15 protein-coding genes and 1 tRNA gene are annotated in these 13,935 nt (G+C 64.4%); 1 reads left to right on the top strand and 15 read right to left on the bottom strand.

Features of this window, described 5'->3' with window-relative positions; all coding sequences use genetic code 11:
* Positions 1–20: 20 nt before the first annotated feature.
* From ACTIFE_RS07450 to ACTIFE_RS07420, 7 genes are all read right to left on the bottom strand, one after another.
* Positions 21–97 (bottom strand) — tRNA-Pro (locus ACTIFE_RS07450).
* 114 nt (positions 98–211) lie between these two features.
* Positions 212–853, bottom strand: a complete 642-nt coding sequence (locus tag ACTIFE_RS07445) for a MerR family transcriptional regulator (RefSeq protein WP_439528526.1) — start codon at positions 851–853, stop codon at positions 212–214.
* A 385-nt stretch (positions 854–1,238) separates the two neighbouring features.
* Positions 1,239–1,556, bottom strand: a complete 318-nt coding sequence (locus ACTIFE_RS07440; RefSeq protein ID WP_439528525.1) for an integration host factor subunit alpha — start codon at positions 1,554–1,556, stop codon at positions 1,239–1,241.
* Positions 1,557–1,688: 132 nt separating this feature from the next.
* A complete protein-coding gene (locus ACTIFE_RS07435) occupies positions 1,689–2,666 on the bottom strand; it encodes a beta-ketoacyl-ACP synthase III (protein ID WP_439528524.1) in 978 nt (325 codons plus the stop codon).
* Positions 2,663–3,727 (bottom strand): phosphate acyltransferase PlsX, encoded by a 1,065-nt coding sequence (plsX, locus tag ACTIFE_RS07430; RefSeq protein ID WP_439528523.1) that lies wholly within the window; start codon positions 3,725–3,727, stop codon positions 2,663–2,665. The genes ACTIFE_RS07435 and plsX overlap by 4 nt, the downstream gene beginning before the upstream one ends.
* A gap of 248 nt (positions 3,728–3,975) precedes the next feature.
* Positions 3,976–4,542 (bottom strand): YceD family protein, encoded by a 567-nt coding sequence (locus ACTIFE_RS07425; RefSeq protein ID WP_439528522.1) that lies wholly within the window; start codon positions 4,540–4,542, stop codon positions 3,976–3,978.
* Positions 4,535–5,089, bottom strand: a complete 555-nt coding sequence (locus ACTIFE_RS07420) for a ubiquinol-cytochrome C chaperone family protein (RefSeq protein WP_439528521.1) — start codon at positions 5,087–5,089, stop codon at positions 4,535–4,537. Before ACTIFE_RS07420 ends, ACTIFE_RS07425 begins: the two co-directional genes overlap by 8 nt.
* A 132-nt stretch (positions 5,090–5,221) precedes the next feature.
* Here ACTIFE_RS07420 and ACTIFE_RS07415 point away from each other — a divergent pair, with 132 nt between their 5' ends.
* The gene (locus ACTIFE_RS07415) at positions 5,222–5,659 is read left to right on the top strand and encodes an outer membrane protein assembly factor BamE (RefSeq protein WP_439528520.1); all 438 of its coding nucleotides are present in this window, start codon (positions 5,222–5,224) and stop codon (positions 5,657–5,659) included.
* A gap of 83 nt (positions 5,660–5,742) precedes the next feature.
* Here the strand turns inward: ACTIFE_RS07415 and ACTIFE_RS07410 are convergent, their stop codons facing one another.
* The 8 genes from ACTIFE_RS07410 to nrdR all read right to left on the bottom strand — a co-directional run bounded on the left by ACTIFE_RS07410 (position 5,743) and on the right by nrdR (position 13,882).
* Positions 5,743–7,872 carry a sodium-translocating pyrophosphatase gene (locus ACTIFE_RS07410; RefSeq protein ID WP_439528519.1) on the bottom strand — a complete coding sequence of 710 codons (2,130 nt, stop codon included), beginning with the start codon at positions 7,870–7,872 and terminating at the stop codon, positions 5,743–5,745.
* 289 nt (positions 7,873–8,161) lie between these two features.
* On the bottom strand, positions 8,162–9,391 hold the full coding sequence (locus ACTIFE_RS07405) for an MFS transporter (protein WP_439528518.1): 1,230 nt from the start codon (positions 9,389–9,391) through the stop codon (positions 8,162–8,164).
* Between the two features lie 130 nt (positions 9,392–9,521).
* Positions 9,522–10,529, bottom strand: a complete 1,008-nt coding sequence (gene thiL / locus ACTIFE_RS07400; protein ID WP_439528642.1) for a thiamine-phosphate kinase — start codon at positions 10,527–10,529, stop codon at positions 9,522–9,524.
* A gap of 11 nt (positions 10,530–10,540) precedes the next feature.
* A complete protein-coding gene (nusB, locus tag ACTIFE_RS07395) occupies positions 10,541–11,113 on the bottom strand; it encodes a transcription antitermination factor NusB (protein WP_439528517.1) in 573 nt (190 codons plus the stop codon).
* Between the two features lie 6 nt (positions 11,114–11,119).
* Complete coding sequence (gene ribH, locus ACTIFE_RS07390; protein WP_439528516.1) at positions 11,120–11,569, bottom strand: 6,7-dimethyl-8-ribityllumazine synthase; 450 nt, start codon at positions 11,567–11,569, stop codon at positions 11,120–11,122.
* An 84-nt stretch (positions 11,570–11,653) separates the two neighbouring features.
* A complete protein-coding gene (locus ACTIFE_RS07385) occupies positions 11,654–12,259 on the bottom strand; it encodes a riboflavin synthase (RefSeq protein WP_439528515.1) in 606 nt (201 codons plus the stop codon).
* A 1-nt stretch (position 12,260) separates the two neighbouring features.
* Entirely contained in the window at positions 12,261–13,352 is a 1,092-nt protein-coding gene (gene ribD, locus ACTIFE_RS07380) for a bifunctional diaminohydroxyphosphoribosylaminopyrimidine deaminase/5-amino-6-(5-phosphoribosylamino)uracil reductase RibD (RefSeq protein ID WP_439528641.1), read from the bottom strand.
* A gap of 53 nt (positions 13,353–13,405) precedes the next feature.
* A complete protein-coding gene (gene nrdR, locus ACTIFE_RS07375; RefSeq protein WP_106752242.1) occupies positions 13,406–13,882 on the bottom strand; it encodes a transcriptional regulator NrdR in 477 nt (158 codons plus the stop codon).
* Positions 13,883–13,935: the final 53 nt, after the last annotated feature.

Genomic DNA, 13,935 nt, shown 5'->3' with positions numbered 1-13,935 from the left:
GTTGGGGGATGGACGAGATTTGGTCGGGCAGGCCGGATTTGAACCGACGACCCCTTGACCCCCAGTCAAGTGCGCTACCAGGCTGCGCTACTGCCCGACTGCGCCCTCTCTAACCGCTTCGCCCGGCTTGCGCAAGGCCTGCTGTATCCGGCCATCCACAGGCAGCGCTGGCAAAGGATCTCTGCCGCCCGACTTGCAGTAACAAGTTAACTCAACGGGCCTGGTCCAGCAGCCGCTTGCATTCCAGCAGTTCGAACAAGGTTGCCTGAAGGCGCCTGACGTCGTCCTTCGAAAGGGCTGCGCTGCCGCCGGGGTGAATGTCCCCCTTCTCGCCGCGAAACCGCTCCATGAAGCGGAAGCTGCTGCTCTTGGCCTGAGCGGCATGGACGCGGGGATCGTCATCGGACAGGAGCCCCTTGGGCAGCACCTCGCTCGGCAGACCATGTCCGGGCTCGGCTCGTGTAGGAGCCGGCGCCTGCTCGACCACGGCTGGCCGGCGAACCGGCGTTTCCATGCGGGGTGCCTCGTCGTCGTCATCCAGATCGACACGGGCTGCAACGGAGAGTGGGATGGCGTCTTCGCGCCAGATCTGCATGACGAAGCGCGGCCCCTGCTCCTTCAAGATGCGCTGCACGCCCTTGATCGTATAGCCTTCGCCGTAAAGGAGATGCCGTATACCGCGCAGAAGCTCGACGTCATCGGGGCGGTAATAGCGTCGGCCACCGCCGCGCTTCAGGGGCTTGATCTGGGTAAAGCGGGTCTCCCAGAAGCGCAGCACGTGTTGTGGCAGGTCAAGATCCTCGGCCACCTCGCTGATGGTGCGGAACGCATCCGGGCTTTTTTCAAGCGACATGGTGATCGTTTCTCCCCGGCAGGGCCGGTCATGCGTCACGCCAACAACGCCGGACTGTCTCCAGTCCCGCAGGTCCTGCACCGCGAATCTCGACAATGTTCCCCGACAATATTCAATGTAATCGAGTTGCACTGGCACGCGGCAAAAACAAGACCAACATGAGCCAATCTGAACAGGTGCGGCGGACCTCGCCCCGGCAATCTGCCTCGCCCTGCAGCCGGTTCAACCGGACCGGACCGACTGGCCGCCTGCGCGACACCGGCAGCACACCCCGCCCGCGCATTTCGGCGCAGGCACCCTCGGACAAAGCGCAGCCGTTAGCGCTTCCCAGCCTTGTCCGGCCGGAACGCCCCTTCTTCCCTGCCGGCGCAAGACTCAGTCAGGATCAGGCGTCGTGACCGTCACCGGCCAGGGTCTCGTTGATCTTCTGCTTGAGAATGTTGCTCGGCTTGAACACCATCACCCGTCGTGGCGAGATCGGCACTTCCTCGCCGGTCTTCGGGTTGCGGCCGATCCGCTCGCCCTTGGAGCGGACGACGAAGGACCCGAACGACGAGAGCTTCACGGATTCGCCAGTCACAAGGCAGTCGGAAATTTCCGCCAAGACACGCTCGACCAGTTCGGCAGACTCCGTTCGGGAAAGCCCCACCTTCTGATAGACGGCTTCGCATAGGTCTGCGCGCGTCACGGTCTTGCTGCCCATGGCCCCTCCTTGCCTCAAATCATCGATCCGGCTGATTTTGCTGCAAAAGTTACGTTCGCCAATACGGTATTGTGTCCGCTGCGACCGGTCAACCCGCTCTTGCGCCCGCAAGCGGGCGCAAGATGTGTTTCCTCACCAGCGCAGCAGCGCGGAGCCCCAGGTGAAGCCTCCGCCCATCGCTTCAAGCATGATGAGATCGCCCTGCTTGATCCGGCCATCGCGCACGGCCGCATCCAGGGCGAGAGGAATGGAGGCGGCCGAGGTGTTGCCGTGCTGGTCGACCGTGGTCACCACCTTCTCCGGCGCGATCCCGAGTTTCTTGGCGCTGGCATCGATGATGCGCTTGTTGGCCTGGTGCGGTACGAACCAGTCGAGATCGTCCGAGCCAAGGCCGGTCGCCTTGTAGGCGTCCTCGATCACGTCGGTGATCATGCCGACGGCGTGCTTGAAGACTTCCTTGCCTTCCATGCGCAGGTGGCCGACCGTCTGGGTCGAGGACGGTCCGCCATCGACATAAAGCTTGGACTTGTGGCTGCCGTCCGAGCGCAAATGGGTCGTCAGGATGCCGCGATCAGCAATGGATCCTTCCGCCTGGCGTGCTTCGAGAACGACGGCCCCGGCGCCATCGCCAAAGAGAACGCAGGTGGTCCGGTCCTGCCAGTCAAGAATGCGCGAGAAGGTCTCGGCACCGATCACCAGCACCCGGCGCGCCTGGCCGGAGCGCAGGAAATTGTCGGCGGTCGCCAGGGCAAAGACAAATCCCGAACAGACGGCCTGAATGTCAAAGGCAAAGCCATGATGCATGCCCAGCTCGTGCTGCACGGTCACCGCAGTCGCCGGAAAGGTGTTGTCCGGCGTTGCCGTCGCCAGGATGATGACGTCGATGTCCTTCGCCTCAAGACCGGCGCTGGCGAGCGCACGGCGGGCTGCCTTGACAGCCAGATGCGAGGTAAATTCACCTTCGGACGCCACATGGCGCTTGCGGATGCCCGTACGCTGGACGATCCAGTCATCGCTGGTGTCGACCATCGACGCCAGTTCTTCATTGGTGAGAAATTTCTCGGGCAGATAGCTGCCGCAACCGAGAACGGTCGAACGGATCACGCTCACACTTCACCTTCAGAGTTGTCAGAGGGCACTGCAAACCGGCCACGATGGTAGTGAACCAGGTCCTGTGCGATCTTGTGAATGAGTTCGTTGCGCACCATGCCATGAGCAAGGGCGATTGCGGCGGCGAAACCTTCGGCGTCGGTGCCGCCATGGCTCTTGATGACGACGCCATTGAGACCAAGGAACACGCCGCCATTGACCTTGCGCGGGTCCATCTTCTCGCGCAGCCGGTCAAAGGCGCCCTTTGCCAGCAGATAGCCGAGCTTGGCCAGCCACGTGCGTTGCATCGCGGCTTTCAGGTAGCCGCCAATCTGCTTCGCCGTGCCTTCCGCCGTCTTCAGCGCGATATTGCCGGCAAAGCCTTCCGTCACCACGACGTCAACCGTCCCCTTGCCAAGATCATCGCCCTCGACGAAACCGGCGTAGGAGAAGGAGCGGAACGGCACTTCCTTGAGGAGCCGACCGGCAGTGCGCACCTCTTCGAGACCCTTGACCTCCTCGACGCCAATGTTCAGCAGGCCGACGGTCGGCTTCTGCACGCCGAAAAGCGCGCGGGCCATTGCGCCGCCGAGGATAGCGAAATCGATCAGTTGCTGCGCATCCGCACCGATGGACGCACCAACATCGAGCACGACGGATTCGCCCCGGGTCGTCGGCCAGATGGCTGCGATTGCCGGGCGTTCGATATTGGCCATGGTGCGCAGGCAGAACTTGGACATGGCCATCAGCGCACCGGTATTGCCGGCGGAAACGGCGACAGCGGCATCGCCCGTCTTCACCGCCTCGATCGCACGCCACATGGACGAACGCCAGCGGCCCTGGCGCAGCGCCTGGCTCGGCTTGGCGTCCATCGCCACAGCGACATCGCAATGGAAGAAGGTCGAGGCATCGCGCAGGCGCGGATATTTCTCCAGCAGCGGCAGCACGACGCGCTCATTGCCATACAGAAGAAAGCGGATGTCGGGATGGCGCAACAGCGCGAGTTCAGCGCCCGGAAGCACCATTTCCGCGCCGGCGTCGCCGCCCATGACATCGAGAGCAATATGAATGGGTTTCGCCATTGGCAGGTTCTTGTTGTCCTTCAGAGCGGCGGACGACGCGCCACGAACGGGTCAGTCTCCGCGCCGGACTAGACTGCCCCACGCTCAGCCGGTCGCGTCCCCGGCCCGTGAGGGGCCGCAGCGCAGCGAACATAGCGGTTTCGAGGCGCGAGACAACCGTTTTCCGGACCGGAACCCGGCTTATACCGACCGCAAACACCCCATTTCCAACCGAATTCACTGCAACACCCGGCCCCGGGAAGGCCCAGTTACTGCGGATCCTGATCTTTCAGTTTTTGCAAGACAGCAAAAGGATTGGGCCGCTCGTCGTCTGCGTCATCGGCTTCCACCGGCGCCTTGAAGGCCAGTTCCGCCCCCGGGGCCCGCGGGAACGGATCCAGCGCCAGCACGAACTGCTCGCACACCAGCGCCCCCAGGTCGATGATGCCGTCGACGATTTCATCCGGCGGCTCAGGCGCTTCGAGGTCGATCTCGATCTCGCCGTCATCGGCGAGGTCCGGAGCCCGGCGGCCAACCGTCGGGGCCGGCTCATAAGCGCGCTCGAACCTGTCGCTCACCTGCATCGGCACCGGCTCAAGCGTCACCACGCAGCGCTGCGCGCCCTTGGCCGAGAGGGTGCCGATGACAAAGGCGCCTGCCTTGTGCCACGGGCGGACCTCGAGGTCTGCCGTAAGGGATGCCAGTTCCACAAGCCCGTAAGCCTCCGCCATGCGGGCAAGCTCTGCGGTGTCCGGAACAATCTTGACCACCTGCGCCTTGTTGCCGAGGCGGGCAACATCGAACCGGTGGCTGAGGGGAAAGGCAACATCAGACATGAGTGGATCCTTCCGCCAGGGACAGCGGGTCGGGCCAGGACAGCTTGGCAGCGAGGATATCGCCCACCGGAACTGCCGCCAGCACCGGGCCTGCGGCCATGGCATAGCGGGCCAGCGCCATTGCGGTCGCCGGACTGGAGCTTTCGGGGAAAAAATTGCGGTCTATGGCAGCGGCCAGCGCATTGAGATCACCGGCATCGATGGCGGCGCCGTAGGCAGCGGCGCGGCCGAAGAAAGCCTCGGCCATGCGCTTCACCTTCTTCGGCACGGCATTGTCAGAGATGCCCATCTCCCGCAGCGAGCCATCCATATCGGCAAAAAAGATGTCGAAGACTGACTGAGACACGGCGACGGCTTCCTTGCCCTCGCCCTGCAGCCGGCGGAACAGCAGCATCGCATGCAGGATGATCATGTCGAAGCGGCCGTCGACCGTATCGGGCGCGCCGAGCTCGGCATAAAACACAGGCTGCCGGGCCTGAGCCACGATGGCGCCATAAAGGGCGTATTCGGATGGTTGTGTCCGGCGGCGAAACAGGCCAAAAACCATATCAAGCCTCTCGCATTGCGGTGACTGTGGGTGTTGCCTTGTGCCCTAACGCAGGTTACTCGCTTTGCCAAGGAACGAATTCAGATACGCACCGGGCACATTCCCCGGTTCAACGGGAACGGGAACGCAGGAATGAAGATCAAGTCGCATGTGGTGATGCTTCCGATTCTCCTCGGCCTGACCGTTGGAGGCTGCTTCACCCAGACCTTCAATCACGGCCATTCCATTTCCCCGGACATGCTGCAGCAGGTCCAGGTCGGCTCGAGCAAGGAAAACGTCGAACTGGTGCTCGGCTCGCCGTCCACCACCTCCGACATCAGCGGCCTGACGTATTACTACATCTCGCAGGTGTCCGAGACCACCGCCTTCTTGGGCAACAAGATCGTCGAACAGCGCGTCGTCGCCGTCTATTTCGACGAGGACGGCTTCGTGAAGGACATCGCCAATTACGGCATGCAGGACGGCAAGGTGTTCGACTTCATCACCCGCACCACGCGCACGGGCGGCGCCGACTACGGCTTCATCACCCAGATCCTGCGCGGCGCCACCACCCCGTCGCTGGGCCTGTAAGGCGGCTGCGACTGCACGTCATCAAAACAAAAGGCCCCGGATCGCTCCGGGGCCTTCTGCATTTCTTGCAAGACCCCCTGCCCTCAATGCGCCAGCACGGCGAGGAGCAGCAGGGCGACGATATTGGCGATCTTGATCATCGGGTTGACGGCCGGACCAGCGGTGTCCTTGTAGGGGTCACCCACCGTGTCGCCGGTCACTGCGGCCTTGTGGGCGTCCGAGCCCTTGCCGCCGTGATGGCCGTCCTCGATGTATTTCTTCGCATTGTCCCAGGCACCGCCACCGGCTGTCATCGACAGGGCCACGAACAGGCCGGTGATGATGATGCCGAGCAGCATCGCCCCGAGCGCGGCGAAGGCATTGGCCTTGCCGGCGATCATGTTGATGATGAAAAAGCCCACGATCGGGGACAGCACCGGCAGCATCGAGGGCACGATCATTTCGCGGATCGCCGCCTTGGTCAGCATGTCGACCGCCCGGCCGTAGTCCGGCCGCTCGGTTCCCGCCATGATGCCCGGCTTCTCGCGGAACTGACGCCGCACTTCCTCCACGACCGCCGAGGCGGCACGGCCCACGGCGGTCATGGCGATACCGCCGAAGAGATAGGGCAGCAGGCCGCCGAAGAAGAGCCCCACGACCACGTAAGGATTGGACAGCGAGAAGTCGAGCGTCTCGTTGGTCAGGCCCTGGAAGTAGGGATACTTGTCCGAGTTGGCGATGAAGAAGCGCAGATCCTCGGTGTAGGCGGCAAACAGCACCAGGGCGCCGAGACCAGCCGAACCGATGGCATAGCCCTTGGTCACGGCCTTGGTCGTGTTGCCGACCGCGTCAAGCGCATCGGTGGTGACACGGACCGACGCCGGCAGGTCCGCCATTTCGGCAATGCCGCCGGCGTTGTCGGTGACCGGGCCGAAGGCATCGAGCGCCACCACCATGCCGGCCAGCGCCAGCATGGTGGTCACCGCGATGGCAATGCCGAACAGGCCGGCCAGCGAGTGGGTGACGATGATGCCGGCGATGATGATGATCGCCGGCAGGGCGGTCGCTTCCATCGAGATGGCAAGGCCCTGGATGACGTTGGTGCCATGGCCGGTGACCGAAGCCTGGGCGATGGAGCGGACCGGGCGGAAGCCAGTGCCGGTGTAATATTCCGTCACCCAGATGATCAATCCGGTCACCAGCAGTCCGGCGATGCCGCACAGATAGAGATCCATCGGCGTGAAGCTGAGGCCGCGCGAGGTGGTGAGCACCCCGTCCATACCGCCGAACACCCAGGAGGTGACCGGATAGAGGATGATGAGCGACAGCACCGCCGTGGCGATGAAGCCCTTGTAGAGGGCGCCCATGATCGAGTTGTTGGCGCCCAGCTTGACGAAGAAGGTGCCGATGATCGAGGTGATGATGCAGGCCCCACCAATGGTCAGCGGATAGAGCATTGCCGCGGAGGTCGAGGGCGTTCCGGCGAAGTAGATCGCCGCCAGCACCATGGTGGCGACCAGCGTCACCGCGTAGGTCTCGAACAGGTCGGCCGCCATGCCGGCGCAATCACCGACGTTGTCGCCCACGTTGTCGGCGATGGTCGCCGGGTTGCGCGGATCATCTTCGGGAATGCCGGCCTCGACCTTGCCGACCAGATCGCCGCCGACATCCGCACCCTTGGTGAAGATACCGCCGCCGAGACGGGCAAAGATCGAGATCAGCGACGCGCCGAAGCCGAGGGCTACAAGCGCATCGATGACGACCCGGTCCGTTGCCGGATAGCCAAGCCCATGGGTCAGCACCGCGAAATAGACGGCAACGCCAAGGAGCGCCAGACCCGCCACCAGCATGCCGGTGACAGCTCCGGACTTGAAGGCGATCTCGAGACCGGCGGCGAGGCTTTTGGCCGACGCCTGTGCGGTGCGCACATTGGCGCGGACGGAGACATGCATGCCGATGAAGCCGGCCAGCGCCGACAGGATCGCGCCGGCGGCAAAGCCGATGGCGACGAGCATGCCAAGGAGCCAGGCCCCGAGAATGAAGATCACGACGCCGGCAACGGCGATGGTGGAATACTGGCGGGTCAGGTAGGCCTGTGCGCCCTCCTGGATGGCACCGGCGATTTCACGCATTCTGGCGTTTCCGGCATCGGCGGCCATGACGGACTGGACAGCCCAGATCCCATAGGCAATCGCCAGGAAACCGCATGCTATGACAACGACAAGCTCGGTCATGAGTCCTCCCCAAGTGACGCGCAGCCCTCGCCATGCTGTTTCGGATTTCTGTTATGCGGCAAGGAGCTGCAGACCGGCCCCGTGCGCGAGCCTTCTGTCTTTGGCAAGTACCCGATCAAGTCTCCGGCACGGGACAACGGCGCCACGGTAACAGGTAACAAGTGGGGTTGGTCAAGCGCTACCTGCAGAAACTGACGAGATCATCAGCACTTCCGTCCTTGCACTGCGGCAAGCGCAGTGCATCATTTTTCGCAGCGCGATAGACGTCTGTATGCAATCGCCTTTTTACTTAAGCCAGCGCATCGTCGGTTGAACTGCGGCGCAGCACCACCATCAGGATGACGCAGATTGCAGTCACCGGGAACACCAGCATGTTCACCGTGCCCCAGCCGAAATTATAAAGCAGCGAGCCCGACGAGAACGAGGCGAAGGCGACAAAGCCGAACACCAGGAAGTCATTGGCTGACTGGACCATGTTACGCTCCGACGGGCGGTAGCACGCCGTCAGCATGGTCGTGGCACCGATGAAGCCGAAGTTCCAGCCGACACCCAGCAGGATCAGCGCCACCCAGAAATGGCCGACCTCCTCGCCGCTCAAGGCAATCACCGCGCAGGCACACAGCAGAGCCAGGCCGACCAGCACGATGCTGCGCACACCGAACCGGGCAATCAGGGCGCCGGTGAAGAAGCTGGGACCGAACATCGCCAGCACATGCCACTGGATCGCCAGCGCCGCGTCGGTCGTGGTCAGGCCGCAGCCGATCATCGCCAGCGGCGTTGCAGTCATCACGAGGCTCATCAGGGCATAGGAGACGATGCCGCAGGTGACGGCGACAATGAAGCCGGGCTTGCGCATGATCACAAGCAACGGCCGGGCCTCCCCGGCCCGCGCGGCTGCGACCGGGGGCGGCGCCTTCAGGAACCACAGCACCAGAAAGGCAAGGAACGACAGCCCGGCCAGCGCCACATAGGTTCCAGCGAACAGGATCGGCGCAAACAGGTCCCGCGTCAGGATGACGGTCTGGGGACCGATCACGCCCGCCAGAATGCCGCCCGCCATCACCCAGGAGATCGCCCGTGGCCGGAACGCTTCGCTCGCCGTATCGGCGGCGGCAAAGCGGAACTGCTGCACGAAGGCCGTGACGAAGCCCATGGCGGCACAGGCCAGCGTGAACAGCCAGAAGTCAGCCACGATCACCGCCCAGGCCGCAAGCAGCGAGGTAAAAGTGCCGCCGATCGAGGATCCGAGAAAACTGTGCCGGCGGCCGAAGCGACGCATGATCATGCCCGCCGGCAACATGCCAAGCGCCGTCCCCAGCACCATGAAGGAGACCGGCAGCGTCGCCAGCGACTTGTCCACCCCGAGCAAGGCCGAGCCGATCAGCGGACCGGTAGCAATGACGATGGAGGCGGACGCCCCTCCAAGGGCCTGGGCAAAAGCCAGAATCAAGACATTTCGCCGGGCGATGCGGTCATCGACGCCGGTGGCGCCTGCGGCGGCGGAAGACAATTGGCTCATGCAAGACACTCCGCCCCGGCCGGATAGCGCGGGCCATCTGGTCTTCGAGGGTTAGGAAACCATGTAAGGTGCCGAGAGGACCTTGAGTGCGGTTGACGGACAGGAAAGCCGGAGGGGACCCGGCCGGCGATCAAAAGTGTCGGAAGCCGCCGTTGCCTGCAAGGGAAAAACTTTCACCCTCGCGCAAATAGAGCAGCGTTCCAGCCTCGCCGCGCGCTGGTTCTGCCCGTCCGATGCGGGCAAGCGCCACACCGGACAGACGCGCATCCGCCTCGAAGGCCGCAGCTTTCTCAGGCGGCACAGCAATCAGAAGCTCATAGTCATCGCCGCCGCCCAGACAGGTCGTAAGAAAGTCCGGTTCGCGCGCCAGCACCGCCTGAGCCGCTGGTGACAGCGGAATGGCGGCGACATCGATCTGCAGGTCAACACCGGAGGCCGCCGCCATATGGCCGGCATCGCCAGTCAAGCCGTCGGAAATGTCCATGGCAGCGCTGGCATGGGCTAGCACGGCTCCGGCCAGGGCACAGCGCGGTTGCGGCAAAAGATAGCGATCGAGCAGAAAGCCCGTGCTGGCATCCTCAAGCCCCAGACGGGCCGCCAGATCTGGCTCGTAGCGCAGCCGAACACCAAGGGCAGCATCCCCGAGCGTGCCGCTCACGTAGAGAAGATCCCCTGCCCTGGCGCCATTGCGCCGGACGGTAAGACCGACCGGAACTTCGCCAATGGCCGTCACCGAGATCAACAGCGCGCCGCCGGAAGCGATGGTATCGCCGCCAAGCAGGGTCACATCATAGGTTGCCTGATCGGCCTTCAGCCCGGAACAGAACGCCTCCAGCCAGTCGGATGTCCAGTCGGACGGCAGGGCGAGGCCCAGCAGATAGCCACGCGGACGCGCGCCCTTGGCAGCCAGATCCGACAGGTTGACCCTCAGCGCCTTGGCGGCGATGGCCGCCGCCGGATCATGGGGAAAAAAATGTACACCGGCCGCCAGGAGATCCTTGGTCAGGACCAGTTCACAGCCCTTCGAGGGCGTCAGCGTCGCAGCATCATCGGTGAGGCCAAGGGCCCCGGGATCGCTGGCAAGAGGAGCGAAGAAGCGCTTGATCAGCGCGAACTCGTTTGGCCTGTCGCCAGCCATCATCAGGGCCTTCAGTCGGTCTTGCCGGCCGTGTCATCGGCGATATCGGCGGTACCGCCTGTCTCGTCCTCGTCCTCATTCGAGGCGGGACGCGGCGGCAGTTCCGCACTGCGCAGTTCATGCGCCAGACGGTCGAGCACGCCATTGACCAACGGCGGTTCGTCGTCGGTGTAGAACGCCTTGGCGATGTCGATATACTCGGAAATGATCACCTTTGCAGGCACGTCGCGGCGGCGCAGCAGTTCGAAGCTGCCGGCCCGAAGGATGGCGCGCAGCAGGCTGTCGATCCGCTTCAGCGGCCAGTCTTCGGCCAGCGCGGTGTGGATGAACGGATCGATCACCCGCTGTTCGTCGACCACACCCTTCACAACCGACTTGAAGTAATGCTCATCGGCGTCCAGATACTGGGCGCCGTCGACTTCCTTGCCAAGCCGGAAGGCGGTGAATTCGTTGATGACATCGGTCAGCGAGGCGCCGCCGATGTCCATCTGGTAGAGCGCCTGAACCGCACCGAGGCGGGCGGTGCCGCGCTTGTTGGCCGGTTTGACCTCGCGGCCGCCTGCGTTGTCTGCCCTGTCAGCCATCGTGTCTCAGACCCCGAGCTTCTCACGCAGGGCGATCATGTCGAGCGCCGCGCGGGCCGCAGCGCCGCCCTTGTCCTTGTCGCTGATACGGGCACGGGCCCAGGCCTGCTCGCCGTTCTCGACGGTCAGGATGCCGTTGCCCACGGCAAGATCGGCATCAACGATGAGATCCATGATCACGCGGGCGGATTCATTGGCAACGATGTCGTAATGCGAGGTTTCGCCGCGAATGACGCAGCCCAGCAGCACGAAGCCGTCATAGAAGGTGCCCTCGTTTTCCATCGACGTCAGCGCCATCGACAGGGCCGCCGGGATTTCCAGCACGCCCGGCACCGTGATGCGGTCATAGGTGGCTCCGGCATCGTCCAGCGCCTTGGTCGCGCCTTCAAATAGAGCGGCTGCGATGTCGTCGTAGAAACGGGCTTCGATAATCAGGACGTGCGGGGCGGAGCTCATCGGTCGGTCGCTTTCACTTGAGATCGTAAGGGGTCAGGAACCATGCCTGACCCCGTTTGTCCAGCCCTCGGCTTTGAGGGCTGCCTATCGGTCGAATTCGGCAAGGCGCGCGGCATAGCGCGCCATCATGTCCACTTCAAGATTAACGTGGTCGCCTTGCTGCCGTTCCCCCCAGGTGGTGGCACTGAGGGTATGGGGAATGAGGAACACCGAGAACTCCGTCCCCTCGACCTCGTTGACCGTCAGCGACGTGCCATCAAGGGCAACCGACCCCTTGCGGGCGATGAAGCGGGCAAAGTCCGGCGTCGTGTCAAAGCGGAAATAGACGCTGTCCGGGTGATCCCGGCGCGTGACGATGCGCGCCAGCCCGTCAACATGGCCGAGCACCAGATGACCGCCCAGTTCCGTGCCCAGCGACAGCGAGCGCTCCAGGTTCAGGCGCATGCCAGCCCGCCAGTCCTTCGCGGTCGTCAGGCGCAAGGTTTCCGCGCCACTTTCCACTTCGAACCAGTTGCCCTCGCCGTCGCGTCCCTTGGCGGTCACCGTATGGCACGGACCGCCGCAGGCGATGGAGGCACCGAGGTCAATGCCGTCCGGATCGTAGACGGTGGAAATGCGGGTGCGCTTGCCGGCGGGGATGTCGATAACGGAGCGGATCACGCCGACGTCGGTGACGATACCAGTGAACATCTCAGATCTCCTTGCGCGCCAGGCGCATCAGCCGGTCCGGGCCATAGAGGGCGGTTCCGGCCAGCCGGTAAGTGGGGCATTCGGTGAGCGCCGCCAAGGGGCGTCCGGCGAAGGGCAGGATTGCACCAGGCCCAAGGCTCGTCCGTCCGGTGAAAATGAAGGCCTCGTCAATCAGGCCGGCGTCGAGAAAACTGCCCGCCACGGCGGCGCCGCCCTCGACCATCAGCCGGGTGATGCCGCGGTTGGCCAATGCCGTGACCGCGACCAGCGGATCAATCCCCTGAGGCCCTGGCGGCACGCGAATGACCAGCACGCCAGCTTCGGTCAGTGCCTCAATCCGTTCAGGATCCGCGTCATGGCCGGCGATGACCCAGACGGGCACATCGGCAGCACCGCGGACCAGCCGGCTCGTCAGCGACAGGCGCGCCTGCCGGTCCAGCACCACGCGCACCGGTGACCGGCTGCCCATGCCGGGCAAGCGGCAGGTCAGCTCCGGATCATCGGCCAGCACGGTGCCGATGCCGACCAGTATGGCGTCATAGCGGGCCCGGAGGCCATGCACCATCGCCCGCGCCTCGGGCCCGGTAATCGCCACCTGCCCTTCCCCGTGCCGGCCGATGCCGCCATCGGCAGAGACAGCGAGCTTCAGCATCACAAGCGGACGCATGGCGGTCACGCGCAGATTGTGCCCCGCATGCAGCCAGCGCGCGGCCTCTTCTTCGACGCCCGCCACCACATCCACGCCAGCCTCGCGCAGGATCGCGATGCCACGGCCGGAGACGCGCGGATTGGGATCGAGACAGCCGACAACAACCCGCCGGACGCCCGCCTTGACCAGCGCCAGCGAACAGGGCGGCGTGCGACCGTAATGGGAACAGGGCTCCAGTGTGACATAGGCGGTCGCTCCGCGTGCCGCTTCGCCAGCACTGCGCAGGGCGCTCACTTCCGCATGCGGCCCGCCCGGGCGCGCGGTGACGCCGCGCCCGACAATCCGCCGCTCCGTGCCCTCGCCTGCGATAATCAGCGCGCCGACCGAAGGGTTGGGCCAGACCCGCCCCAGTCCGCGTGTGGCCAGCGCGATTGCCGCCCGCATCGCCCGGACGTCGGAGGCCGAGACCAGCCCCTGCCCCTCTGGCACCGCGCTGCTCACTCGTCCTCCAGCGGACCTGCGGCCGGGTTGTTCAGCTCGCCGATCAGGGCCTCGAAGTCCTTGGCCTCGCGGAAATTCTTGTAGACGGAGGCAAAGCGCACATAGGCGACGCTGTCGATGTTCTTCAGCCCCTCCATGACATGGGTGCCGATGACCTCGCTCGTCACCTCGCCCTCGCCCGTGCTTTCCAGCTGGCGCACGATGCCGCTGACCATCCGCTCGATCCGCTCCGGATCGACGGGCCGCTTGCGCACGGCCGTCTCGACGGAACGCATCAGCTTCTCCCGGTCGAAGGGCACCCGGCGGCCGGAGCGCTTGACCACCATCAGCTCACGCAGCTGCACCCGCTCGAACGTGGTGAAGCGGCCACCGCAGGTCGAACACACCCGGCGCCGGCGGATGGCGGTATTGTCCTCGGTCGGACGCGAGTCCTTGACCTGTGTCTCGTCTCCGCCACAGAAGGGGCAGCGCATGGGGAAACTCCCGTTTGTCGTGACCGGCAGGGCCGGGTGTACTCTGGTTGGCC

The sequence above is a fragment of the Pannonibacter sp. genome, from assembly GCF_051860505.1.
In the GTDB taxonomy this organism is placed as follows: Bacteria; Pseudomonadota; Alphaproteobacteria; order Rhizobiales; family Stappiaceae; genus Pannonibacter.
Note: the sequence above shows the minus strand (reverse complement) of the source record. Positions and strands in the feature narration are given on the sequence as shown.